This is a genomic window from Streptomyces cyaneus (assembly GCF_004028635.1).
Lineage (GTDB): Bacteria > Actinomycetota > Actinomycetes > Streptomycetales > Streptomycetaceae > Streptomyces > Streptomyces cyaneus.
Window position 1 is genome coordinate 329749 of the sequence record NZ_RQJW01000008.1, and the last position, 25027, is coordinate 354775.

General features: G+C 70.1%; 21 protein-coding genes. 11 read left to right on the plus strand and 10 right to left on the minus strand.

Annotation, left to right across the window (positions count from 1 at the left end; all coding sequences use genetic code 11):
* The first annotated feature begins 335 nt into the window (after positions 1 to 335).
* On the plus strand, positions 336 to 3959 hold the full coding sequence (locus EHO50_RS29790) for an NACHT domain-containing protein (RefSeq protein WP_128434298.1): 3624 nt from the start codon (positions 336 to 338) through the stop codon (positions 3957 to 3959).
* Positions 3960 to 4033: 74 nt separating this feature from the next.
* Here the strand turns inward: EHO50_RS29790 and EHO50_RS29795 are convergent, their stop codons facing one another.
* Positions 4034 to 4909, minus strand: coding sequence for a LysR substrate-binding domain-containing protein (locus EHO50_RS29795; RefSeq protein WP_128434299.1), 876 nt, complete (start codon positions 4907 to 4909; stop codon positions 4034 to 4036).
* A gap of 194 nt (positions 4910 to 5103) precedes the next feature.
* Between EHO50_RS29795 and EHO50_RS29800 the strand changes: the two genes are divergently transcribed.
* Positions 5104 to 6153, plus strand: coding sequence for a bile acid:sodium symporter family protein (locus tag EHO50_RS29800; RefSeq protein WP_164904977.1), 1050 nt, complete (start codon positions 5104 to 5106; stop codon positions 6151 to 6153).
* Here the strand turns inward: EHO50_RS29800 and EHO50_RS29805 are convergent.
* The 3 genes from EHO50_RS29805 to EHO50_RS29815 form a co-directional block, all read right to left on the minus strand.
* Positions 6089 to 7327, minus strand: coding sequence for a DUF4185 domain-containing protein (locus tag EHO50_RS29805; RefSeq protein ID WP_128434301.1), 1239 nt, complete (start codon positions 7325 to 7327; stop codon positions 6089 to 6091). The two genes, EHO50_RS29800 and EHO50_RS29805, sit on opposite strands and share 65 nt — an antisense overlap.
* Before the next feature lie 19 nt (positions 7328 to 7346).
* Positions 7347 to 9227, minus strand: a complete 1881-nt coding sequence (locus EHO50_RS29810; RefSeq protein ID WP_128434302.1) for an exo-alpha-sialidase — start codon at positions 9225 to 9227, stop codon at positions 7347 to 7349.
* A 132-nt stretch (positions 9228 to 9359) separates the two neighbouring features.
* Complete coding sequence (locus EHO50_RS29815) at positions 9360 to 10277, minus strand: quinone oxidoreductase family protein (RefSeq protein ID WP_128434303.1); 918 nt, start codon at positions 10275 to 10277, stop codon at positions 9360 to 9362.
* An 83-nt stretch (positions 10278 to 10360) separates the two neighbouring features.
* On the opposite strand from EHO50_RS29815, the gene EHO50_RS29820 reads away from it, so the two are divergent.
* The gene (locus EHO50_RS29820) at positions 10361 to 10798 is read left to right on the plus strand and encodes a MarR family winged helix-turn-helix transcriptional regulator (RefSeq protein ID WP_128434304.1); all 438 of its coding nucleotides are present in this window, start codon (positions 10361 to 10363) and stop codon (positions 10796 to 10798) included.
* Between the two features lie 19 nt (positions 10799 to 10817).
* On the plus strand, positions 10818 to 11336 hold the full coding sequence (locus EHO50_RS29825; protein WP_128434305.1) for an isochorismatase family protein: 519 nt from the start codon (positions 10818 to 10820) through the stop codon (positions 11334 to 11336).
* Between the two features lie 73 nt (positions 11337 to 11409).
* Here EHO50_RS29825 and fdhD read toward each other — a convergent pair whose 3' ends face one another.
* Genes fdhD through EHO50_RS29850 form a run of 5 tightly spaced genes read right to left on the minus strand, consistent with a single transcriptional unit; the run spans position 11410 to position 17897 of the window.
* Positions 11410 to 12273 carry a formate dehydrogenase accessory sulfurtransferase FdhD gene (fdhD, locus tag EHO50_RS29830; protein ID WP_128434306.1) on the minus strand — a complete coding sequence of 288 codons (864 nt, stop codon included), beginning with the start codon at positions 12271 to 12273 and terminating at the stop codon, positions 11410 to 11412.
* A gap of 23 nt (positions 12274 to 12296) precedes the next feature.
* Positions 12297 to 13157: a 2Fe-2S iron-sulfur cluster-binding protein gene (locus EHO50_RS29835; RefSeq protein ID WP_128434307.1), complete on the minus strand. Its 861-nt coding sequence runs from the start codon at positions 13155 to 13157 to the stop codon at positions 12297 to 12299.
* Positions 13154 to 14977 (minus strand): NAD(P)H-dependent oxidoreductase subunit E, encoded by a 1824-nt coding sequence (locus tag EHO50_RS29840; protein ID WP_128434308.1) that lies wholly within the window; start codon positions 14975 to 14977, stop codon positions 13154 to 13156. Before EHO50_RS29840 ends, EHO50_RS29835 begins: the two co-directional genes overlap by 4 nt.
* Before the next feature lie 5 nt (positions 14978 to 14982).
* Positions 14983 to 16929 (minus strand): molybdopterin oxidoreductase family protein, encoded by a 1947-nt coding sequence (locus EHO50_RS29845; protein ID WP_128434309.1) that lies wholly within the window; start codon positions 16927 to 16929, stop codon positions 14983 to 14985.
* On the minus strand, positions 16926 to 17897 hold the full coding sequence (locus EHO50_RS29850) for a 2-dehydropantoate 2-reductase (protein WP_128434310.1): 972 nt from the start codon (positions 17895 to 17897) through the stop codon (positions 16926 to 16928). The genes EHO50_RS29845 and EHO50_RS29850 overlap by 4 nt, the downstream gene beginning before the upstream one ends.
* Positions 17898 to 18133: 236 nt before the next feature.
* Between EHO50_RS29850 and EHO50_RS29855 the strand changes: the two genes are divergently transcribed.
* From EHO50_RS29855 to EHO50_RS29875, 6 genes are all read left to right on the plus strand, one after another.
* On the plus strand, positions 18134 to 19465 hold the full coding sequence (locus EHO50_RS29855) for an OFA family MFS transporter (protein WP_128434311.1): 1332 nt from the start codon (positions 18134 to 18136) through the stop codon (positions 19463 to 19465).
* Positions 19440 to 19568, plus strand: a complete 129-nt coding sequence (locus tag EHO50_RS45690) for an MFS transporter small subunit (protein WP_274245889.1) — start codon at positions 19440 to 19442, stop codon at positions 19566 to 19568. The genes EHO50_RS29855 and EHO50_RS45690 overlap by 26 nt, the downstream gene beginning before the upstream one ends.
* Positions 19569 to 19716: 148 nt before the next feature.
* Positions 19717 to 20238: a DUF6232 family protein gene (locus EHO50_RS29860; RefSeq protein WP_128434312.1), complete on the plus strand. Its 522-nt coding sequence runs from the start codon at positions 19717 to 19719 to the stop codon at positions 20236 to 20238.
* A gap of 23 nt (positions 20239 to 20261) precedes the next feature.
* A complete protein-coding gene (locus EHO50_RS29865; protein WP_128434313.1) occupies positions 20262 to 20588 on the plus strand; it encodes a hypothetical protein in 327 nt (108 codons plus the stop codon).
* A 175-nt stretch (positions 20589 to 20763) separates the two neighbouring features.
* Complete coding sequence (locus tag EHO50_RS29870; protein ID WP_128434314.1) at positions 20764 to 21702, plus strand: beta-ketoacyl-ACP synthase III; 939 nt, start codon at positions 20764 to 20766, stop codon at positions 21700 to 21702.
* A 178-nt stretch (positions 21703 to 21880) separates the two neighbouring features.
* Positions 21881 to 22558 (plus strand): GntR family transcriptional regulator, encoded by a 678-nt coding sequence (locus EHO50_RS29875; RefSeq protein ID WP_128434315.1) that lies wholly within the window; start codon positions 21881 to 21883, stop codon positions 22556 to 22558.
* A gap of 15 nt (positions 22559 to 22573) precedes the next feature.
* Here the strand turns inward: EHO50_RS29875 and EHO50_RS29880 are convergent, their stop codons facing one another.
* Positions 22574 to 23401, minus strand: coding sequence for an NAD(P)H-binding protein (locus EHO50_RS29880; RefSeq protein WP_128434316.1), 828 nt, complete (start codon positions 23399 to 23401; stop codon positions 22574 to 22576).
* A 339-nt stretch (positions 23402 to 23740) separates the two neighbouring features.
* Between EHO50_RS29880 and EHO50_RS29885 the strand changes: the two genes are divergently transcribed.
* Positions 23741 to 24922, plus strand: coding sequence for an ROK family transcriptional regulator (locus EHO50_RS29885; RefSeq protein ID WP_128434432.1), 1182 nt, complete (start codon positions 23741 to 23743; stop codon positions 24920 to 24922).
* Positions 24923 to 25027 lie beyond the last annotated feature (105 nt).

Consider the following 25027-nt stretch of genomic DNA (forward strand, 5'->3'; position numbering starts at 1 on the left):
GTTGAGTAAGTTTCGGTCCCGTAATCTCCACCGAATCTGTACGACCCGATTACGGGGTACGACCCCTGTTGATCATGGCATCCACGGGCGCGCCGTCGACGCTCCCTCGCCTCTTCCCTCGTCTAGTGCCTCGTCTCTTCCGCCCTCTCCCATGTCAGCGTGCGCGTGGCCGAACCTGTCACTCCGGTTTCCGCCCCGACCCTCCTGACCAGGGCGAGCACGGGGAGGCGTCGTTGTTCCTGCGGCGGGTCGAGCAGGTGACGTACCGGACCGTCCGGTAGCCGGTATCGTCGGTCAACCGCTTTGTGCCGTAGCGGAGGGTCGGGGGGTGGCCGGTGGCCGAGATCGTGACCGCGGCTTTGGGGATCGTCGGCAAGCTGGTGGCCAAGCCGGCGTCGGAGGCGGCGCTGCGCAAGGAGCGCGTCGTTCAGGCGCTGAAGACGCTCCGCCTGGATCCGCATGTGCCGCCGCAGGATTTCGACAGCCTGTACGCGTACACGCTCGTCGAGTACTGCGCGGACCGGCCGACGCCCGTGCTCGCCGTGTTCCGGGACGAGTACGTCATGGCCGCCTTCCGGCGTTCCTTCGGCAGCGCCGACGGATGGCGGCGGTTGCGTGAGGAGGTGCTGACGGCCGTTGAGCGCAATCGGGAGACGGGTGAGTTCGGGCGCCTCGACCACGGTTTCGTGGAGACGCACGTCGAGGGCTTCGCCACGGCGTTCCAGGCCCTGGTCGACCGGAGCCGGGCACCCCACGAGACCCGCCTGGAACAGAAGGTCGACGCGCTGCTGGAGCAGGTGAGCCGGACGCGGGACGAGGAGGAGAGCCACCGGGCCCGGACCGAGCCGGGGCGCGCCGCGCTGTCTCCCGCCGAGCGGCTGATGGAGGACGCCAGGGACTGGTTCCTCGCCGTCGGCTACCGGATCGAGCGCACGTGGGAGACCGCCGACGACAGCGTCGCCCTGCTCGTCCACGTGCCGCAACGGCGCCCTGGGCGCTTCGACGTGACGGTCATGCTCTGCGTCGAGGGCGAACTCCAGCGGCACCACCTGGAGTTCCTCGACCGGCTGGTGCGGGACGAGGCGGCAGCCGAGGGCTGGGGCCTCGCCCGGACCCGGGTCAGCGAGGCGGCCAGGCGGTTCGCCAAGGCCGGCGACGACCGGCTGTTCTGCTACACCTTCGACGAACTCATCGAGCTGGAAGCCGACTTCGAGCCGTACATCGCGTGGGTGGAGGAGGAGGTCCGCCGCCGCGGGGTCGACGTCCGGTACGTCCCGCTGTCCTGCCGCAAGGACGAGATCGACCCGGCGACTCAGCAGCATCTCGACACCAGCGTGTACGACTGGCGCGAAGGAGGGCTCGACGACTACGTGGCCGGCTGGCTGGAGGATCCGACCAAGAAACACCTCTCCCTGCTCGGCGAGTTCGGCATGGGCAAGTCGTGGTTCGCCCTCCATCTCGCGGGAGAGATGGCGCGCGGATGGCGCGACGCCAAGCGCCGGGGCGTGCCGCGCCCCCGCATCCCGTTGCTGATCCCGCTCCGCGACTACGCCAAGCAGACCTCGGTGGAGGCGCTGCTCTCGGAGTTCTTCTTCAACAAACACAAGATCAATCTGCGCAGTTACGACGTGTTCCGAGTCCTGAATCGGATGCGTCGGTTGCTGCTGATCTTCGACGGCTTCGACGAGATGGCCGCGCGGGTCGACCACAACACGGTCGTCGCCAACTTCTGGGAGTTGGCCAAGGCGGTGGAGCCCGGGGCGAAGGTTCTGCTGAGCAGCCGGACCGAGCACTTCCCCGACGCGCAGGTGGCCCGTGAGGTGTTCGGCGCGAAGGCGTCGGCGTCGGTGCGACGGGAGGAGGGACCGACGTTCGAGATCGTCGAGCTGGTGCCGTTCGACGACGAGCAGATCGAGCGCATGCTGGGTCATGTGCTGACCGAGGACAAGGTGCGCACGGTCATGGACAACGAGGAGGTCCGCGACCTCATGCGGCGTCCGGTGATGTCCGAGCTGGTGATCGACGCGCTGCCCGAGATCGAGCAGGGGGCGGAGATCGATCTCGCGCGCATCTATCTGTACGCGATCCAGCGGAAGATGGACCGGGACATCCAGGACGGGCGCACCTTCACGTCCCGCGCCGACAAGGTGTACTTCCTGTGCGAGGTCGCCTGGGAGATGCTCTCCAGCGATCGGCTCTCCCTCAACTACCGGGATTTCCCCGACCGGCTGAAAGCGTGCTTCGGTACGGCGGTGGAGAGCGCGAAGGCACTCGACTACTGGGACCAGGACATGCGCGGCCAGGGCATGCTGGTCCGCAACGCCGAGGGCGACTACGGGCCCTCCCACAAGTCCCTGGTGGAATTCCTGGTCGCGTTCAAGTTCGCGGCGGAACTCGGGCTGCTGAGCGGGGACTTCCTGGGGATGATGCCGAAAGCCCGGGATGTGGCCGGGGCCGTGTACACATGGGCGGATTACTTCGCCGCGCGTTCTGCCGAGGGAGAGCTTCCTGCGCTGAGGACCTTCGGACCGGAATCCCTCGAGACGCTCTGCCAGAACTTCGGCTCGCTCGGCCTGAACGAGGTCGTCTACCAGTTCCTGGCGGCCATGGTGCGCCAGCACCCCGATGTGCAGAAGCAGCTGCTGGACGTCATCGGCAGGATGAGGCAGTTCAAGCCCACGAGCGGGACCGCCCTCACCGGCAACTGCGCCAACCTCGTCCTCGCCAGCGGCGGAAGCCTGGAGGGCGCGGATTTGTCGGAGGTGGACCTCGGCGGCTTCCTGCCGCTGGCTTTCGTACCGACGGCATCCCTGGCGGGCGCCGTATTGCGCGGCTCCGAGCTCGGCCGCGCGACACTGGCGGACGTCGACCTGTCCGGAGCCGATTTCACACGAGCCCGTGTGGTGCCGTCGACGCTGGTGGATTCACTGTTGCTGCAGGGAGGTCTGGCTCACTCCTCCGGTGCGGTGGTGTTGCGTACCGCGAGCGAGCTGTGGCACTGGCCGGACGGTGATGTGGCCGGAGAACCATTGCGCATTCCCACCGAACAGGTCAGGGACACGTCCCAGAGGGCCCCGGTGTTCTGGGACGAGGACACCTGGGCATTCGTGAACGGTTCGGACTGGTCTCTCGTGGACGCGAAATCCGGGCAGATCATCGGGAGCGCAGGGCACCGCGGCGATTTCCCCCTGCGCTGGCGGGGGCGGACCGTCCTGGGCGAGTGGGAATCAGAGACGCTCACAGTCCTGGATCCCGAATCCGGTGAGGTGATCGATGCGGTACGGAAGCCTGATCTTCTCGTTTCCGAGTTCTACTTCTCCTCGGGCCGTGGAGGCCTGGGCGCCCTGACGGTCGGACAGTCGAAGGCCCGGCACCTTGTCCTCGACGACGCGTCCCACTGGCTCACCGTTGCCGAGATAGCGGCTGAGTCGCTGCGTGAGTGGATGGTGTGGTCGGCCCACGACGACGCCCTTCTGTGCGCAGGTGGTCGTATGTTCGGTGCTGTCGATTCCGCAGGGCTGCGCGTCGTGTTCTACACGGCGGGGGTGCCCGTGCCGGAATGGACGCCGAGGGGGATCAAAGGCTTCGTCTACCGCGCGGCGTCGGGCATGGCGGCCATGGCTGTGGAGACGGACCTGTATCTGTGGAGGCCGGCCGATACCGCCGGGGCCGGAGAGTGGGAGACGGTGGCCTGGCTCGGGCAGCGCCACACGGTTCCCGCCGGCACAGCCGCCCTCTGGTCCCCACCCGCCGGCGACCGTCTGGTCGTCCTCTCCCGGATGGGCGAACTCACCGTCCTCGACTTCCGCACCGGCGAGATCCTCTCCCGCCGCATGCTCACCACCCGCTTCAAGGGCACCCGCTTCTCCCGCTTCTGCGGCTACGACGACGCCACCTTGGAGGCCCTCACCCGGGCCGGAGCCGTGATCGTCGACGACGCTCGTGATCAATACGACTAGGGCCTGTCCGCTCTCGGCCGCACTCGAGCAGGGGGCACACCCCACCGGAGCCGGCCTGACCCGCAGGACAGGCGCTAGCCGGCCGCGCTTCGCCGATGCAGCCGGTCACCGCCCGCCAGGATCGCCGCCGCCAGCGCGTCCGCCGCGCTCTGTGCGGCGGTGCGGCGGTGGCCATGGACCAGTACGAAATCGACCCGGCCCAGCTCCGGCAGCCCGGCCCGGTCGGGCACGCGCACCAGTCCCGGCGGAATCAGGCCACGTGAGTGTGCCATCACGCCCAACCCGGCCCGTGCCGCCGCGACGAGGCCGTTGAGGCTGCCGCTCGTGCACACGATCCGCCACTCACGCCCCTGCCGCTCCAGCGCCTCCAATGCGAGTGCCCGAGTGATGCCCGGCGGCGGATAGACGATCAACGGCACCGGACGGTCCGGCTCCAGGCGTAGCCGCTCCGCGCCGATCCACACCAGCCGGTCGTGCCAGACCAGCTCGCCCCGTGGATCCTCGGGGCGCCGCTTGGCGAGCACCAGGTCGAGTTTTCCGGCGGACAGTTGCTCGTGCAGTGTGCCCGAGAGTTCGACCGTCAGTTCCAGGTCGACCTCCGGGTGGTCGTAGCGGAAGCCCTCCAGGATCTCCGGCAGCCGGGTCAGCACGAAGTCCTCCGACGCGCCGAAGCGGAGCCGGCCGCGCAGCCGGGTGCCGGTGAAGAACGCCGTCGCCTGCTCGTGCACCTCCAGGATCCGGCGGGCGAAGCCCAGCATCGCCTCGCCGTCCTCGGTCAGCTCCACGGAGTGGGTGTCCCGGGCGAACAGCGGCCGCCCGGTGGCATCCTCCAGGCGCCGTACGTGCTGGCTGACGGTCGACTGGCGCAGGCCGAGACGGCGGGCCGCCTGCGTGAAGCTCAGCGTCTGGGCCACCGCGAGGAACGTACGCAGATGGGAGGGGTCGTACACGCTCCCAGGCTACCCGCTGTTATCGCGGAACGTGATGACAGTCAGAGTGGTATGCCGGATTCCCGATCGCTGATCGCCGGAGGACGATGGAGAGGGCACGTCCGTGCCGGGAACCCGAAGTTCAGCGAAGCGACAGCCGAGTCAAGACAGCGAAGTAGTGGAGCACAGTGAAACGCCTGCAATGGCCGCGTTGGATGCCGATCGACCCGTACATCCTGCTGTTGCTCGGGACCGTGGGCCTGGCGGCCCTGTTCCCGGCGCGCGGGACGGCCTCCGATGTGGCGTCCGGTGCCTCCACGGCCGCGATCGCCTTCCTCTTCTTCCTCTACGGCGCCCGGCTGTCCACCCGTGAGGCGCTGGACGGGCTGAAGCACTGGCGGCTTCACGTCACCGTTCTGGCCTGCACCTTCGTCGTCTTCCCGCTGCTCGGGCTGGCCGCCCGCGGCCTCGTCCCGGTGGTTTTGACGCACCCGCTCTACCAGGGCCTGCTCTTCCTCACCCTCGTGCCGTCGACGATCCAGTCGTCCATAGCCTTCACCTCGATGGCGCGCGGCAACGTGCCCGCAGCGATCTGCGCGGGCTCCTTCTCCTCGCTCGTCGGCATCGTCATCACCCCGCTCCTCGCGGCGGCCGTGCTCGGCAGCAGCGCGGGCGGTTTCTCCGCCGACTCGGTGGTCCAGATCGTGCTGCAGCTGCTGGTGCCGTTCGTCGCCGGGCAGGTGCTGCGGCGCTGGATCGGGGGGTTCGTCGCCCGGCACAAGAAGGTGCTCGGGCTGGTCGACCGTGGCTCGATCCTGCTGGTCGTCTACACCGCGTTCAGCGAGGGCATGGTCCAGGGCATCTGGCACCAGGTGAGCCCGATCCGGCTGGCCGGCCTGCTCGCCGTCGAGGCCGTGCTGCTGGCCGTGATGCTCGCCCTGACCTGGTACGGCGCCAAGGCGCTGCGCTTCGACCGCGAGGACCGCATCGCGATCCAGTTCGCCGGCTCCAAGAAGTCCCTCGCCTCCGGCCTGCCCATGGCGAGTGTCCTGTTCGGCGCGCACGCCTCGCTGGCCGTGCTGCCGCTGATGCTCTTCCACCAGATGCAGCTGATGGTGTGCGCGGTCATCGCCAAGCGCCGGGCCCATGACGCCGAGGCCGACGCCGAAGCCGGGGCCGACGTCGACGCCCCGGAGCCGGTCACCGCGTCGGCGTCAGCCGCAGCGTCACGAACCGCGGTCGGTACAGGGACACGTTCCGGTTGAGCTGCGCCGCGGCGCCGCCCGTCTCCAGCCAGTTGACGTCGTAGCTGACGACGAGACGTCCGTCGCCGCTCAGCTCGGGGTGCGTCTGCGGGTTGTACGCGGCGACCTGGCCGCCCTGCGGCAGCGACGGGCTGAAGTCCTTGGTCGGCCCGTGCCAGGGGCCGGCGGGGGAGCAGGCCCAGTACGACGTCACGGTGGTCAGCCCCTCGGTACCCGCGGCCATCGTGAACAGGACGTACGTCCCCCGCACCCGCGCCACCGAGAACGCGCTGCCCACCCCCTGGCGCTGCCCGTCCCCGAGCACCGCACGCGGCCGGGCAGCGCCGGCCCTGGCCCACGCGGAGCCGTTCCAGTACTGCCAGGCCCCCGCCTCGGCCAGCCTGCCCTCGGGCACGCGCGCGACGTACGCGTGCGAGGCCGGCCGGGACGCGGCCTGGCCGTCGTCGCCCCCGAAGACGTACGTCCACCCGCCCTCCTCGACCAGCGTCGTGCCGAACAGGACCCGCCGGGAGGGATCCGGCACCAACTGCTGGTCGAGGACCTTGACGACCGACTCGACCCGCAGGTCGGGCAGCGAGAGCGTGGCGACCTCGGTGGCGGTGGGCACACCGTAGATCCACGGGGACTGTCCGGCCGTGCGCACCCACAGCAGCACCCGCAGGACCTGCTCGGAGGAGCCGGGGGAGCGGGGCTCGACCCGGGCGGCCACCGGCCAGCGCCACTGGTTCGGGGCAGGGTCGGGGAAGAGCGGGGTGGGCAGGGTGCGCTCCAGGCGCCCGTCGCGCATGACGACCGCCGAGTTGCGCACCAGGGGAGCGGTCGTGTCCCGCCAGGTGTGGGACTCGCCGAACGGGTTGGGCGGGGCGTACACCTGGCCCAGGTAGGTGTCGGAGAACAGCCACAGCAGCCGGCCGTCCGGCAGCCGCACCGAGTGGGTGCCGTCGCCGCCGGTCCAGTCGTCGGTGCGGGAGGGGTCGTCGCCGTAGCGGGCGAACTCGGCGGTGAGGCCGTCGTCGGCCTTCCAGGACGCGACCGAGTGCGGTGCGCACGTGCCACCGCCCTCCCGTTCGCCGTCGTCCGGGAGGGCGGTGAGCAGCACGGCCCCGAGAACCAGGGCCAGCAGGAGTCCGAGGCCGGTTCCCGTGCGCTGCCGTGCTCGTGTGTCGTCGGGCACGCCCGGGACGTTAGTGGTCTCAGCGCACCTGGTCCATGGGCAGCCACAGGACGGTATCGGCAGTGGCCGAACCCTTACGGGCGGTGACCTGTGCCGCGGCGTTGATTTCCGCGTCGCCGAGTGCCCGGTTCCACACATGGACGTCGTCGATCGCGCCGGTGAGGAAGGCCCGGCTGTCCATGCGCTGGCCGACGTGCACGCCGAACGGCGAGTTCCGGCTGACCGAACCGGGCACGTCCGCGGTGCTGATCGCCGTACCGTCCAGGAAGAGCGTCAGCTGTCCCCCACCGCGCCGCAGGGCGAGGTGGTGCCACTCGCCGTCGTTGTGGGCGTCGGTGGCCCACAGGGATGCGGTGCGCACGGTCCCGAATCCCTGCCGGGTGGTGATCAGGGCACGCACCCGGTCGTTGTCGGGCTCGCCGCGCAGCCAGACCTGGGGCTGGGTGGAGCCGATCCCGCCCATCCACAGGAACGGCTGCTCGCCGCTGGTGGCGGAGTAGCGGAAGAACAACGAAGCCGTGAATTCACCGGCGCCGAGCGGAAGTCGGGACCGATACGGCAGGCGTACGGCGTCGTCGTCGCCGTCGAACTCCAGGGCGTTGCCGAGCACGCCGTCCGTCGTCTCGGCGCCCCCGAGGACGGTCGCGCGGGGTGCGCTCGCGGCGAGGTCGGGAGTGGTCGGGTCGGGGGCGCGGCGCGGGCCGAGCCAAGCCTCGTTGAAGCGGGCGAAGCGGATCTCGTCGCGCGCGTCGACGGTGCCGCCCTCGTACATCAGGCCCACCGTGGACGCGTCGATGTCCACCATGTCGGAGTAGCCCGACCAGTCCGTCGTCACGACCTTGCCGCGGTCCACGCTGTCCCACGTGGTGCCGCCGTTCCAGGACGACCGGATCATCATGGTCCGTCGGCGGTCCGGGTCGCCGGGCGCGGACAGCAGGAGGCGATTGCCCAGGCGGAGCGTGGCGCCCTGGACCTGGGGCGTGTAGAGGTCAGGAATGTCCCGGAAGGGGCCGGTGAAGCTGTCACCGCCGTCACGGCTGTACGTCTGGGAGCGGTGGCCGAGGTCGGTGCCGTCCTGTTCCCGGCCGCTGATGAGGATCGTGCCGTCCGTGCGCTCGGTGAGGGTCACTTCGGACGGCTTCTGCCGGAAGGTGCCGTCGGCGGCGGCGATGGGCCAGGAGTCCTTCGCGCCGATCCGCCAGTGGTCACCGCCGTCGTCGCTGACGATGAGGGCGGCGTGGTTGGCGGTGACCCGACTGCCGTCCCAGGTCTCGGTGTTGACGCCGAAGACGAGGCGTCCGGCGTGCTTGCCCCTGGTGAGCTGGATGCCGTGCACGGGGCCGGTGGCGTACCAGGAGTTCCAGTTCGCCGGCAGTATCTCGTCGCTCAGATCGCGTGGCTCGGACCAGGTCCGACCGTCGTCGTCGCTGTACTGGAGATGGGGGGTGCGCTCGCACGGTACGGAGCAACTGCCGCTGTCCGTACGGCCCGTGTTGTACGTCTCCGCCAGCAGGATGCGTCCGGTCTCGCGGTCCACGATCGGTGCCGGGTTGCCGTGCGTGTCGCCGTCGCCCTCGTTGACGACCTGGAGTGGCCCCCAGGTGCGGCCGCCATCCGTGGACCGCTTGAGAACGATGTCGATGTCGGCGGCGTCACCGCAGTTGAGCACCCGCCCCTCGGCGAACGCCAGCAGCGTGCCGTCCTTGGTCTTCACGATCGCCGGGATCCGGAAGCAGGCGTACCCGGGGTCCTGGGAGGCCTTGAAGAGCAGCTGCTGCTCGAACAGCGGTGTCCGGGTGGTGGGTTGGGACTGCGCCGGACCTAAGGTCGCGGCCGTCGCCGTGGTGGCGACGGCCGCGACGAGGGCAGCTCTGAGACGTGCGCGAACTCTTGACGGCATGGTGCGGCCCGCCCTTCATCGTCTGGTCATGCGTCCAGGCATCTGAACATTCGGACATCCCACGTCCAAAGTGCGCATCACAGACGTTAGTTGGGCTATCGCACACATCACAAGAACCGTGCACGTGTCACGTCACGGATGGAGTACCACTTTCCCTCGGTTGCTCCGCGACTCGATCGCCGCGTGCGCCTCGGCCGCCTCCTGGAGCCCGAACTCCCCGTGTACGGCAGGCTTCAGCGCGCCCTCGGCGAACAGCTCCCACAACTCCCTGCGCCACCGCTCGTACAACTCCGGCTCCCCGCGGGCGATGCGCGCCATCTGGAACCCGACGACGGACTTGGCTCCCACGAGAAGGTCGTACGCCTGGATCGTCCCGCCGCCCGAGCTGTACGCCACGAGCCGCCCGCCCGGGGCGAGCGCGGCGAGGGCCGGGGTGAGGAGCTCGCCGCCGACCGCATCGAGGACGTAGTCGACGGGGGCTCCCCAAGTGCCCTCCCCGTACGCGACGACCTCGTCTGCGCCGAGGGAGCGCACGAAGTCCGCCTTGGCCGGATCGGACACGGCACCCACGACCCGCCCCGCGCCCCGGGCTCGCGCGAGCTGCACGGCGAGATGCCCGACGCCGCTCGCCGCCGCGGTGACCAGTGCCGCCTCCCCGCGCTCGGGCCGAGCGGCCTCCAGCGCGCCGAGTGCGACCAGGCCGCTGCGGACCAGGGCCACCGCGTCGACGGCCGAGGCGTCGTCCGGCACCGGGGAGGCCATGGTCTCCAACAGCGGTGCGAAGTCGGCGTACCCGTGCCCGAAGCACAGTCCCGTCACCCGGTCGCCCACCCGGAACCGGCTGACCCCCGCGCCGATGGCCACGACCTCCCCGGCGATCTCTCCCCCGAGCGCGACCGGCTCCGCCGCCTCGGTGACCTTGCGTACGACGGGAAGGGTGACGCCGATCGCCTCGCAGCGGACGAGGAGCTCGCCGACGGCCGGTTCGGGGACGGGGGCCTCCTCCATGAAGAGCGGGCCGCCCGGGGAGTCGTACCGGACACGACGCATCAACCACACCTCCAGAACGTTGGTGGTCCCGATAGATGCCGAGTCGTTGGGAAGTCCAATGACTTTCGGTTAGGCTGCGATGCATGCCCGAAGCCCCTCTCCCCGCGATCCGCTCCCTGTCCAGCTGGCTGCTCGGACGTGCGGCCGCGCGCGGCCGGGCCCTGGTGGCCGAGGCGCTGGCCGCGGAGGGGATGAAGATGTGGCACCACGTCGTACTCTCCGCCGTGCGTGACCTCGCTCCCGTCGCGCAGGCCGATCTCGGGCGCAGCGTCCAGCTCGACCCCAAGGACCTGGTCGGGATCCTCAACGACCTTCAGGCGCGGGCACTGGTGGTCCGCGCGCCGGATCCGAACGACCGGCGGAAGAACGCGGTCTCCCTCACCGATGAGGGCGCACGCCTGCTGGAGCGCTGCGAGAAGGCGGCCCGCGAGGCCAACGACGCGCTCCTCGCGCCCCTCTCGCCGGCCGAGCGCGACCGGTTCATGGACCTGTTGATCCGGATTTCCGGTACGCAGCGCTGACGGCGGATAACGTTCCGTCATGACCGCACCACTCGCGCTGGACCCCGCGCGCACCGCCCTCGTGCTCGTCGACCTGATGGACCGGATCGTCGCGCTGCCCCTGGAGCCCCGTAAGGGAACCGAAGTCCTCGTGACGTGCGAGGAGTTGGCCGCCGCATTCCGCTCCGCGGGGGCGACCGTCGTCCTCGTCCGTGTCGAACGCCCCTCGGTCGCCGAGCAGCCGCCCGGCAGCGGTCTGGTGGCAGGGCTGCTGAAGGAGGGCGACCTCGAGATCGTGAAGCGCACGATCGGCGGCTTCCAGGGCACGGGCCTGGACGACCGCCTCCGCGAACGAGGCGTCACCACCCTGGTGTTCGGCGGCGTCGCCACCAACCTCGGCGTCGAGTCCACCGCCCGCGCCGCCGGCGACCTCGGCTACGAGCTGGTCTTCGTCGAGGACGCGATGACGGCGTTCACGGCGGCCGAGCACGAGGCTTCGGTGCGGCTCGACTTCCCGCGGTTGGGGACGGTCGTGACGGCAGCGCAGTTGGTCCTCTGAGACGGGGCCCCTTTCGGCGCAGGGGGCGCTCCCCGCCGGTCGGGGGCCCCGCCGCCGTGTCGCGGGGAGCCGGTCAGGCCTGGGCGGCCGCGGTCCGCAGGGCGAGCCGGTGTTCTCCCGCGTACACGTTCATGGAGCTGCCCCGCAGGAAGCCCACCAGCGTCAGACCCGTCTCCGCGGCCAGGTCCACCGCGAGGGACGAGGGCGCCGAGACCGCCGCCAGGACCGGGATGCCGGCCATGACCGCCTTCTGGGCGAGCTCGAAGCTGGCCCGGCCGGAGACGAGAAGGACCGTGCGGGACAGGGGCAGGTCGCCGTTCTGCAACGCCCGCCCGACCAGCTTGTCGACCGCGTTGTGCCGGCCCACGTCCTCCCGTATGTCCAGCAGCTCGCCGTCCTCGGTGAACAGGGCCGCCGCGTGCAGGCCCCCGGTCCGGTCGAAGACCCGCTGGGCCGCGCGCAGCCGGTCGGGGAGGCCCGCGAGCAGTTCGGGGTCGAGCCGGACCGGGGGAGTGTCGCCGCCGTGGGTGTCGTCGATGGGCCAGCGGGCCGTCGTACGCACCGCGTCCAGCGACGCCTTGCCGCACAGCCCGCAGGACGAGGTCGTGTACACATTGCGCTCGAGCGTGATCTCCGGAATCACCACGCCCGACGCCGTCCTCACGTCCACCACGTTGTACGTGTTCGAGCCGTCCACCGTGGCGCCCGCGCAGTACACGATGTTCTGCAGATCGCCCTGCTCGGCAAGCACCCCCTCGCTCACCAGGAATCCGGCAGCGAGTGCGAAGTCGTCGCCGGGCGTGCGCATGGTGATCGCCAGCGGCTTGCCGTTGAGCCGGATCTCCAGGGGTTCCTCGGCGACGAGTGTGTCCGGCCGGGTGGAGACGGCGCCGTCCCGGATCCGGATCACCTTGCGTCGTTCCGTGACTCGTCCCATGTCCCTGTCCCCACCAGTCCTGATCAGTCCCGGTTCTGTACGTGCTGGTAGCCGAAGCGGCCCTTGATGCACAGATTGCCGTGGGTCACCGGATTGTCGTGCGGCGAGGTGACCTTCACGATCTCATTGTCCTGCACGTGCAGGGTGAGGTTGCAGCCCACTCCGCAGTACGCGCACACGGTGGTCGTCTCCGTCTGCGCCGACTCGTCCCAGGTACCCGCCGCCCGCATGTCGAACTCCGACTTGAAGGACAGGGCCCCCGTCGGGCACACCTCGATGCAGTTCCCGCAGTACACGCACGCCGATTCGGTCAGCGGAGCGTCCTGCTCGACCGCGATGCGCGCGTCGAATCCCCGGCCGGCCACCGAGATCGCGAAGCTGTTCTGCCACTGGTCCCCACACGCGTCCACGCACTTGTAGCAGAGGATGCACTTGTCGTAGTCGCGCACGTACAGGTCGTTGTCGATCTTCGGTTCTTCGTTGAGGCGCGCCGCGTCGGGGCCGAAGCGGTCCGGCTTCGCCTCGTATTCCTTGATCCACTCGGCGACCTTCGGGGTCGTCGACAGGTCGACCGACGAGGCGAGCAGTTCGAGGACGATTCTGCGGCTGTGCCGGGCACGCTCGGTGTCGGTCTTCACCTCCATGCCGGGCTCGGCCTTGCGCGAGCAGGCCGGGACCAGGGTCCGGGATCCCTCGACCTCGACGACGCACACACGGCAGGCGTTCTTCGGCCTCAGGGTGTCCCCTTCGCACAGGGTCGGGATGTCCTTCCCGGCCGCTCGGCAGGCGTCGAGGATCGTGGAGCCCTCTGTCGTGCGCACGGGTTCCCCGTCGATGGTGAACTCCAGCAGCCGGCGCGGGATCCCCAGCGGTATCACGGTCATTCGTACGCCCCCAGACGGTCGATGGCGGATTCCACGGCGTTCCACGCGGTCTGCCCCAGACCGCAGATCGAGGCGTCCCGCATCGCGCGGCCGACCTCCCTGAGCAGGGCGATGTCATCGGCGGCCGCCGCACCCGTGCGCTGAACGATCCGGTGCAGCGCCTCCTCCTGCCGCACGGTCCCGACCCGGCACGGCACGCACTGCCCGCACGACTCGTCGCGGAAGAACTCGGCGATGCGCAGCAGCAGCCGGGGCAGCGGCACCGTGTCGTCGAAGGCCATGACCACGCCCGAGCCGAGCGTCGTGCCCGCCTCCCGCGTGCCTTCGAAGGTGAGCGGGATGTCCAGCTCGTCCGGCCGTACGAAGCCGCCCGCCGCACCGCCCAGCAGCACCGCCCGCAGCCGCTCCCGCACTCCGGCCAGCTCCAGCAGCTCGCCCAGCGTCGCGCCGAAGGGCAGCTCGTAGATGCCGGGCCGCTCCACGCTCCCGGACACGCAGAACAGCTTCGGCCCGGTCGACTTGGCCGTGCCGATGGCGGCGTACGCCGGTGCTCCCATGGTCAGGATCGGCAGTACGTTGACCAGCGTCTCCACGTTGTTCTCCACCGTCGGCTTGCCGAACAGCCCCTTCTCCACGGGGAACGGCGGCTTCGAGCGCGGCTCGCCCCGATAGCCCTCGATGGAGTTGAACAGGGCCGTCTCCTCGCCGCAGATGTACGCGCCCGCACCCCGCCGGATCTCGATGTCGAAGGCGTATCCCTGGCCGAGCACGTCGTCGCCGAGCAGTCCACGCGCGCGTGCCTGCGCGATCGCGTGCTCCAGTCGCCGCAGCGCACGGGGGTACTCGCCGCGCAGATACAGGTAGCCCTTGTGGGCACCCGTCGCGTACGCCGCGATCGTCATCGCCTCGACCAGCGCGAACGGGTCGCCCTCCATGATCACGCGGTCCTTGAAGGTGCCCGGCTCGGATTCGTCGGCGTTGCAGACGAGGTAGTGCGGATGGTCGGGCTGCGACGCGGTGGCCTGCCATTTGCGGCCGGTGGGGAAGGCGGCGCCGCCCCGCCCGACCAGGCCGGAGTCGGTGACCTCGCGGATGACTCCGGCGGGACCGAGTTCGAAGGCCCGGCGCAGGGCGGTGTAGCCGCCGTGGGCGCGGTAGTCGTCCAGCGACGACGGGTCGACGACTCCTACGCGCCGGAGCAGGGCCAGCGAGGGATCCCCCGCCTGCGGTACGGCCATCGCGGCCGACGGCTCCTCGGGCGCCGAGTCCGGCGCGCTCGCGGCGAGGACGGCGTCGTGCACGGTCGCCGGTGCCGAGACCGCCGTACGCACCGGATCCCCGGCCCTGATCGCGAGCGCCGCCGGAGCCCTCTCGCACAGGCCCAGACACGGACTGCGCTCGACCGACACACCACTGCCGAGTCCGAGCCGCGCCTCGATCCCGGCGCACAGCTCGCTCGCCCCGGCGGCCGCGCAGGCGAGGTCCGTGCACACGTGGAGCACGGTCGCGGGGCGTGGCTTGACCGAGAACATGGCGTAGAAGGTGGCGACGCCGTACGCCTCCGCCGGCGGAACCGTCAGCCGTCGGCACAGGTAGTCGAGGGCGCCCTCGCTGATCCAGCCGACCTGGTCGTTGATCGCGTGCAGCCCCGGCAACAGCAGGTCGCGGCGGTCCCGGGCCTCGCGTCCGCCCCTGGCCCACCTGAGGTCGGCGTCGGATCGGTCGGCGCCCTCCCAGGAGGACTCGGGCGGGCCCAACAACGCATCCACGGCCGCCCGTTCGTCGTCCGTCGGTTTGCTGTCGCCGAAGTGCAGGTCCACTTACGTCACCTCACGATGGTCGCGACGGGAAGCTTCTCGATCCGGATCGCCGACGCCTTGAACTCCGCCGTCCCCGCGATCGGGCAGTTCGCCTCGATCGTCAGCTGGTTGGTGTCCACCTCGTCGGGAAAGTGCATGGTCATGAAGGCCAGCCCGGGCCGTAGCGCGGTGTCGACCCACACCGGCGCGACGACCGACCCGCGCCGCGAGGTCACCTGGACCTCCTCGCCGACCACGACCCCGTACCGCTCGGCGTCCTCCGGGCACAGCTCGACGAACTCGCCGCGCCGCAGCGGGGAGGCGAAACTCCCGCTCTGCACCCCGGTGTTGTAGGAGTCGAGCCGCCGCCCGGTGGTGAGCCGGATCGGATACTCCTCGTCGGTGAGGTCGACCGGCGGATCGTGCTGGACGATCCCGAACGGCGCCGGCGTCCCGCGCTTCGCCGGGTCCCCCTCCCACAACCGGCCGTGCAGATACGTCGGTTCGAGCTGATCGGTGCTCGGGCACGGCCACTGGATGCCCTGGTGCTCCGCCAGGCGTTCGTACGTCATCCCGTAGTGGTCCGGCGAGACGGACCTGAGCTCGTTCCAGACCGCCTCGGCGTCGGCGTACTTCCACTCGTGGCCGAGCCGCGCCGCCAGCTCACAGATGATGTCGATGTCCTCACGCGCCTCGCCGGGCGGAGTGACCGCGCGCCGTACGCGCTGAACTCGACGCTCACTGTTGGTCGTTGTGCCGTCGGTCTCCGCCCACCCGGCGGTCGCGGGGAGGATGACGTCCGCCAGCTGGGCCGTCTTCGTCAGGAAGATGTCCTGGACGACGAGGAAGTCCAGCTGTCGCATGCGCCGTACGGCCTGCTCGCTGTCCGCCTCGGACTGCGCCGGGTTCTCGCCGATGCAGTAGACGGCCTTGAGGGAGCCCTCCTCCATCGCCTCGAACATCTCGGTGAGGTTGAGCCCGTAGTGCGGCTGGATGACGGTGTTCCAGGCCGACTCGAACTTCAGCCGGGAGTCGTGGTCGAGGATGTCCTGGAAGCCGGGGAGGCGGTTGGGGATGGCGCCCATGTCACCGCCGCCCTGCACGTTGTTCTGGCCGCGCAGGGGCTGCAACCCGCTGCCGTAGCGGCCCACATGCCCGGTCAGCAGGGAGAGGTTGATCAGCGCGCGGACGTTGTCGGTGCCGTTGTGGTGCTCGGTGATGCCGAGGGTCCAGCACAGCTGGGCGCGCTCGGCGCGGGCGTAGGCGTGCGCCAACTCCCGTATGGCGGCGGCCGGTACGCCCGTCACCTTCTCGGCGAGGGACAGCGTCCAGGGCTCGACCAGCGCCTTGTACTCCTCGAAGCCGCTCGTCGCCCGCTCGATGAACGCCTCGTTCGCGAGGCCCGCGTGGATGATCTCGCGGCCGATCGCGTGCGCCATCGGGATGTCCGTGCCGACGTTCAGGCCGAGCCAGCTCTCCGCCCACTCGGCGGTGGAGGTGCGGCGCGGGTCGACGGCGTACATGCGGGCGCCGTTCCTGATGCCCTTCAGCACGTGCTGGAAGAAGATCGGGTGCGCGAAGCGGGCGTTGGAGCCCCACATCACGATGACGTCGGTGTGCTCGATCTCCTCGTAGGAGGAGGTGCCCCCGCCCGAGCCGAAGGCCGCCGACAGGCCCGCCACGCTGGGCGCGTGGCAGGTGCGGTTGCAGGAGTCGACGTTGTTGGTGCCCATCACGACGCGGGCGAACTTCTGGGCGACGTAGTTCATCTCGTTGGTGGCGCGGGCACAGGAGAACATGCCGAAGGCGTCGCGGTTGCGTGCCAGCCCCCGGGCCGCCCGGTCCAGCGCCTCCTCCCAGCTCGCCTGTCGGAAGGGCTCGTCGCGTGAGTCCCGGACGAGGGGATGGGTGAGCCGGGTGTAGGTCTTCGGGGTGCGGTCGCGTTTCCTCGTGCGGCGTTCGTCAGAGTTCATGCGGCGCTCCTCAGCGCGAGCAGGTCCGAGATGGCGTGCACGGTGCGCAGGGTGGGCACCTGAACGCCGGTGATCTCCGCCAACTCGACGACGGCCGCGAGGAGTACGTCGAGTTCGAGCGGCTTGCCGCGCTCCAGGTCCTGGAGCGTGGAGGTGCGGTGGTCGCCGACCCGCTCCGCGCCCGCGAGCCGGCGCTCGATGGAGACACCGACCTCGCAGCCGAGGGCCTCGGCGACCGAGAGCGTCTCGGTCATCATGATCTCGATGACCTTGCGGGTGCCGCCGTGCAGGCACATCTGCCGCATGGTGGCGCGGGCCAGCGCGCTGATCGGGTTGAAGGAGATGTTGCCGAGCAGTTTGAGCCAGATGTCGTTGCGCAGGTCGGGCTCCACCGGGCACTTCAGGCCACCGGCGATCATGGCCTCGCTGAGTGCGAGACAGCGCCTGGACACGCTGCGGTCGGGCTCGCCGATGGAGAACCGGGTGCCTTCCAAGTGCCGTACGACACCCGGCCCTTCGAGTTCGGTGGCCGCGTAGACCACGCAGCCGACGGCCCGTTCGGGCGCGAGCACCGCACTGACCGCGCCGTCCGGGTCCACACTCTCGACGCGGTGGCCGTCGTGGGGGCCGCCGTGCCGGTGGAAGTACCACCAGGGGATGCCGTTCTGGGCCGCCACGACCGCCGTGGTGTCGTGCAGCAGCGGCTCGATCAGCGGCCCGCACGCCGCGTACGAGTTGGCTTTCAGACCCAGGAAGACGTAGTCGACCGGGCCGACTTCGGCCGGGTCGTCGGTCGCGTGCGCGCGGGCGGTGAAGTCGCCGCGCGGACTGAGCACCCGCACCCCGTGCTGCCTCATGGCCGCCAGATGCGGTCCACGGGCGATGAGGTGCACATCGGCGCCCGCGCGATGCAGCGCGGCTCCGACGTAGGCGCCGATGGCACCGGCGCCGAGAACTGCAACTTTCACTTCGGAACGCTCCGTTCGGTCGAGGGAGTACCGCGGAGGTGTTGCTGGGAAGCGACGACTGGCTGGGAAGTTGCTGCCGAATCCTGTCGACGGAATATTGTCTACAGTATGGATAGAGGGTCAGCAAGGGTTCGCGCACGGCGTTCGACCGTTCGTCGCGTCCGGCATACCGTTCATCGCATACGGTCGACGCGCCGCCTTCTCAACTCCGCTGCTCCTCCCTACCGTTCGGGATCATGAGTCCCCCTGTCGCTCCCCCGGGATGGAGCCGCTGGCTGGTTCCGCCCGCCGCTCTGTCGGTCCATCTGTCCATCGGCCAGGCCTACGCCTGGAGCGTGTTCAAGCCCCCGCTCGAGTCCGCGCTCGGCCTCAGCGGCACGCAGAGCGCGCTGCCGTTCCAACTCGGCATCGTCATGCTCGGCCTGTCGGCCGCGTTCGGCGGCACGCTGGTGGAGCGCAACGGCCCGCGCTGGGCGATGACCGTCGCCCTGATCTGCTTCTCGTCCGGCTTCCTGCTCTCCGCGCTCGGCGCGGCCACCGAGCAGTACTGGCTGATCGTCCTCGGCTACGGCTTCGTCGGCGGGATCGGCCTCGGCATCGGCTACATCTCGCCGGTCTCGACACTGATCAAGTGGTTCCCGGACCGGCCCGGCATGGCCACCGGCATCGCCATCATGGGCTTCGGCGGCGGCGCGCTGATCGCCTCGCCCTGGTCGGCGCAGATGCTGGAGTCGTTCGGCGCCGACAGCTCCGGGATCGCGCTGGCGTTCCTGGTGCACGGGCTGTCGTACGCCGTCTTCATGCTGCTCGGTGTGCTGCTGGTCCGGGTGCCGCGCACCGAGAAGCCGGTCGGTGACGGGCCCAGCGTCTTCGACGGACCGCAGGTGTCCGCCCGCAACGCCGTGCGCACACCGCAGTTCTGGTGTCTGTGGGTCGTGCTCTGCATGAACGTGACCGCGGGCATCGGCATCCTGGAGAAGGCCGCACCCATGATCACGGACTTCTTCGCGAACACCTCGACAACGGTGTCGGCGTCGGCCGCGGCAGGCTTCGTCGCTCTGCTGTCCGCTGCCAACATGGCGGGCCGGATCGGCTGGTCGTCGACTTCCGACCTGATCGGACGCAAGAACATCTACCGGCTGTACCTGGGCGCGGGCGCCCTCATGTACGGGCTGATCGCGCTGGCCGGCGACTCGTCGAAGCCGCTGTTCATCCTGTGCGCGCTGGTGATCCTGTCCTTCTACGGCGGCGGCTTCGCGACGATCCCCGCGTATCTGAAGGACCTCTTCGGGACCTACCAGGTCGGCGCCATCCACGGGCGGCTGCTCACCGCCTGGTCGACGGCCGGCGTCCTCGGGCCGTTGATCGTCAACTGGATCGCCGACCGGCAGGAGGAGGCGGGCAAGGACGGCTCGTCCCTGTACACGATGTCCCTGTTCATCATGATCGGGCTGCTCGCCGTCGGCTTCGTCGCCAACGAACTCGTCCGGCCCGTCCACCCCCGCCACCACATCCCCGCCCCGGAGTCGAAGGAGGCCCCAGATGTCCAGCGACAGCAGCCCGCCTAGCCGACGGGGGCTCATCGCCTTCGCCTGGGTCTGGGTGGGAGTACCGCTCGCCTATGGGCTGTACGAACTCGTACAGAAGGCGACGCAGTTGTTCACCGGATGAGGAACTGATGTCGGACACATGAGGACGGTGCGCCGCGCGGTGCAGAAGTCGTCGTTCCCGAAATCGTGAATCCTGTTGTCGGGGCGGGCTTCCGGGAGGATCCTGGTTCGCGCGCGGCACCGGCCGCGGCGAAATCGGGGGAATCGCAGTGGCATTCAAAAGAGAAGTCATCAGTGTCCGCGTCAGTCGCCGCATTCTGTGGATCGGCGCGGAGGCATATCCGCTGAACAACATCGCGCGGGCACAGGTCATCAAGATCGTGCCCGCGCGTGCCGCCGCTGTGGGGCGTTTCCTTTCGCAGGTTCTGCTCTGCGTGGTGATCTGGGTGGCGGCCAGGATCCTGTCGGGGGAGGAGCAGGCCCTTTCGTACGCCGGACCGGGCTTCCTGACCATCGCGACCGCCGTCGTTCTCGGCGTGCTCGTCATCGCCACCGTGAAACTCCTCAGCGTTCTGCTGAGGCGCCATTATTTCGCGCTGGTGATCGAAACGGCGGGTACTCCGCGTACCGCGCTGGTGAGTGCCGATCCGAATCTCGTGGACCAGCTTGTCGTCAACATCATGGACGCGATCGACAATCCGCAGGCCGCTTTCAGTATGCAGGTCGAAAACTTCCATCTCGGCGACAAGATTCAGCAATTCGGCGACCGGAACGTGGGCAAGGTCGCCTGAATATGAACGGGGAAGGTGACGTGATGAGCGGCGGCATTCACTTCGGCGACGAGGTCACCCAGTTCGGCGACCACAATGTCGGCATGATCAAGAACCAGGCTCCCGTGGACCCCCGCACCGCACTGCGGGAGATGGTCACCGCCGTGCGGGTGCTGCGGGGTGAGCTGTCGCCCGCGGATCTGCAGGTCGTCGACGAGTCGCTGGGCGCCATCGGAGACGGCCAGAACGTCGACCGCGGGACACTGCGCCGTGCTCTCGGCGCCATCGCGGGAGTCGCCGCCATGGTCGGTCAGGTCGGCGTCCCCGTGCTGGAGGCGGTGCGCCGGGCGACGGCGGCCTTCGGCATGTGACGGCGGGCCCCTCGGGTTCCTGCACAGGGTGGCCCGACTGCTAGGACGTTCGACGGCCTGAGGGAAATCGACAACCCAGGGGGCCCATTCCTGTGCCATCACCTGCACCGCTACTCGTGAGTCACTGATCAGACTGGTGAATCCCGCTACCCAAGGCAACGAGGGGGATCCACCCATGAACGGCTCGCGCATCGCCGCTGTCGGCCACTACCAGCCCGCCAAGGTGCTCACCAACGAGGACCTGGCGGGCATGGTGGCCACCAGTGACGAGTGGATCACGAGCCGGGTGGGCATCCGTACGCGCCACATCGCCGGGCCCGACGAGCCGGTCGACGAACTGGCCGCACACGCCGCCGCCAAGGCGCTCGCCGCGGCGGGCATCGCGCCCGGCGACATCGACCTGGTCCTGGTCGCCACCTCCACCGCCATCGACCGTTCCCCGAACATGGCCGCCCGGGTCGCGGCCCGGCTCGGCATCCCGTCGCCCGCCGCGATGGACGTCAACGTCGTCTGCGCGGGATTCACCCATGCCCTGGCCACCGCCGACCACGCCGTCCGTGCGGGCGCCGCGGCACGGGCGCTGGTGATCGGCGCCGACAAGATGTCCGACGTGACCGACTGGAGCGACCGTACGACCTGTGTGCTGGTCGGGGACGGGGCCGGCGCGGCTGTGGTGGAGGCGTCCCAGGAGGCTGCCATCGGGCCCGTGTTGTGGGGTTCGGTGCCCGAGATGGGGCACGCCGTGCGTATCGAGGGTCAGCCCGCGCGGTTCGCGCAGGAGGGGCAGAGCGTCTACCGCTGGGCGACGACTCAGCTGCCGGCCATCGCCCGCAGGGCCTGCGAGCGGGCCGGCCTCGCGCCCGAGGACCTCGCCGGAGTCGTCCTGCACCAGGCCAACCTGCGCATCATCGAGCCCCTCGCCGCCAAGCTCGGCGCCGTCAACGCCGTGGTCGCGCGCGATGTCGCCGAGTCCGGGAACACCTCGGCGGCGAGCATTCCGCTGGCGCTCTCCAAACTCGTGGAACAGGGGCGGATCTCGTCCGGGGATCCGGTACTGCTCTTCGGGTTCGGGGGGAACCTGTCGTACGCGGGACAGGTCGTCCGCTGTCCCTGACCTCTGGTGTCCCTCTTTGTCCGTGTGAGCACGTGTGACGAGGCCAACTCCCCGGTTCCCTGGCCTTTGTGCGCCGTAGACTGTAGACGAAAGACAATCGATACTGGCTTCCAGTGACGGTTGGCTACCGGATGCAGTCACCCGGTGCTCGCCCGGTGTTCGCCCAGGAGGGGGACCGATGTTGTCGACAGGACTGCCGCAGGGTGCGGTGCCCAAGCTCGAACGGCCAGGTCCGCTGCGCGACCGCGTCTACGAGGCGCTGCTCGAACTCATCACCACCCGCGCCCTCCAGCCGGGCCAGCACCTGGTCGAGAGCGAACTGGCAGGTCACCTCGGTGTGTCCCGGCAGCCGGTGCGCGAGGCGCTGCAGCGGCTGAACACCGAGGGCTGGGTCGATCTGCGCCCCGCGCAGGGCGCGTTCGTGCACGAGCCGACGGAGGAGGAGGCCGATCAACTCCTCACCGTCCGCACACTCCTGGAGGCCGAGGCCGCCCGGCTCGCAGCCGCCCACGCCGACAGCGCCGGCATCGCGGTCCTGGAGTCGCTGTGCGCGGAGGGCGAGAAGGCCGTCGCCGCCGACGACGTGGACGCGGCCGTCGCTCTCAACGCCCGCTTCCACGCGAAGATCATGGAACTCGCGGGCAACGCGGTGCTCGCCGAGCTCGCCGCACAGGTCGACCGCCGCGTCCGCTGGTACTACACCCCCGTCGCCCGCCAGCGCGGACAGCAGTCCTGGACCGAGCACCGAGGCATGATCGCCGCGATCACCGAGCGGGACGAGCGGCGGGCCACGGAGCTGATGCGGGAGCACACGGAGCACACGCGGCGCTCGTATCACGCACGCCAGGGGTCATAGTCCCCAGAGGTTCCCTCAGAAGGCGTCCGCGTGCGCCCGAGCCCACTGCTCGAAGGTGCGTGGCTCCCGGCCCGTGACCTCCCGCACCGTCGGCAGCACCACCGACTCGTCCAGCGTGCCGTCGACGAAGAAGCCGAAGAAGGCGTCGACATAGGGCTTCGGCATACGGGCCTCCATCGCGGCGCGCGCCTCCTCATGCGCGAGCCCGACGGCACTGAGGTCCCGGCCCAGCACCTCGCCGAGAACGCGGACGCGGTCTGCCGGCAACAGCGCCTCGGGCCCGGTCGGTTCGAGGGCGCGGCCCGCGTACGCGTCCGACACCAGGGCGCGCAGGGCGACCTGCGCGATGTCGTGCGGGTCGACGTCGGCGGTGCGGACGTCCGGGAACGGCACCCGCACGGCGTCACCCTTGCGGATCTGGTCCGCGAGTTGCAGCGCGTTCGACATGAAGCTCGTCGGCCGCAGGAACGTCCACGGCAGCCCCGACTCGCGTACGGCGGTCTCGGCGTCGATCAGATAACCGGCGACCGCGTTGCCCGTGTCGCCTGTCCCGGCCGACTTCCCGGACAGCAGCACGATCCGCTCGACTCCCGCCGCCCGGGCGTCGGTCAGGATCTGCCGCTGGCCGGCGTAACCGGGCATGAGGAACATGGCCCGTACGCCGTCGAGCGCCTCCCGCACCGTCTCGGGCCGGTTGAGATCGCCCGCGACGGCAGTCACACCCGCGGGCAACCCCTCCGCCAGGCCCGAGCGGCTCATCGCGCGCGCCGGCTCCCCGGCTTCCGCCAGGGCCCTCACGAGCTCGGCCCCCACGTTCCCCGTGGCACCCGTCACCAGAAACACCCGGTCCCCCTCTCCCCGCCCGGACCGCGGCAGGCCCGGCGTCGTGCCCCATCGTGCGGGGTCGGGGGCGATGACACCAGGGCGCCGCGGGGTTGAGGGTCGGCGACGCCAGGGCGCTGCGGGGTGGGGGTCGGCGACGCCAGGGCGCTGCGGGGTGGGGGCGAGGCGGCCTCGGGCCGCGTCTTTGTCCTGAGAGTGGAGAAAGTTGAGGGCAATCTCTGCGCAACTTCTTCCCACTCCCGGCAGCCACTGCTACGTTCCCCTCGAAAGCAAGCCACGCAAGTGGCTGAAATCCGGCGCGCACAGGCCGATCGAGGCGGGGAGGGGCTCGTGAGACGTATGACGGCGCGACCCGCGAACGCCCACCAGGCCCGGCTGCTCAAGCTGCTGCGCGACGGTGGGCCCAACTCCCGGGCCCAGTTGGGCGACCAGATCGACCTGTCGCGGTCCAAGCTGGCCGTGGAGGTCGACCGCCTGCTGGAGACGGGACTGGTCGTGGCCGACGGACTCGCCGCCTCGCGCGGTGGCCGCCGTTCCCACAACGTCCGGCTCAACCCCGGGCTGCGTTTCCTCGGCGTCGACATCGGCGCGACCTCGGTCGACGTCGCCGTCACCAACGCCGAACTGGAGATCCTGGGACACCTCAACCAGCCCATGGACGTCCGCGAGGGCCCGGTCGCGGTCTTCGAGCAAGTCCTGTCCATGGCAGCGAAGTTGAGGGCCTCCGGGCTCGCGGAGGGGTACGACGGCGCCGGCATCGGCGTCCCCGGACCGGTCCGCTTCCCCGAGGGTGTCCCGGTGGCTCCGCCGATCATGCCGGGCTGGGACGGCTTCCCGGTGCGCGAGGCACTCAGCCAGGAACTCGGCTGCCCGGTCATGGTCGACAACGACGTGAACCTGATGGCGATGGGGGAGCAGCACGCGGGCGTCGCACGCTCCGTGGGCGACTTCCTCTGCGTCAAGATCGGCACCGGCATCGGCTGTGGCATCGTCGCCGGCGGTGACGTCCACCGTGGTGTCACCGGCAGCGCGGGCGACATCGGGCACATCCAGGCCGTGCCCGACGGCCGCCCCTGTGCCTGCGGCAACCGGGGTTGCCTGGAGGCCCACTTCAGTGGGGCGGCCCTCGCCCGGGACGCCGTGGAGGCGGCCCAGCAGGGGCTGTCGGAGGAACTCGCCTCGCGGCTGGAGGCGGGCGGCACCCTGACCGCCGTGGACGTCGCCGCCGCGGCCGCCGCGGGCGACGCCACCGCCCTCGACCTGATCCGCGAGGGCGGCAACCGCGTCGGCCAGGTCATCGCCGGACTCGTCAGCTTCTTCAACCCCGGCCTGGTGGTGATCGGCGGCGGGGTGACCGGCCTCGGCCACACCCTGCTCGCCGCGATCCGCACCCAGGTCTACCGCCAGTCGCTGCCCCTCGCGACCGGCAACCTGCCCATCGTTCTGGGTGAGTTGGGCCCCACCGCCGGGGTCATCGGCGCGGCCCGGCTCATCAGCGATCACCTGTTCTCACCCGCGTAAGCGACTCGCTCGAACACGGTTCACCTGCACGACCCGCTGCTCCGCCCTGCCCTGCTCCACTCCGCCGTGCCCTGCTCCACTCTGCATTGCTCGGCACCCTGCATT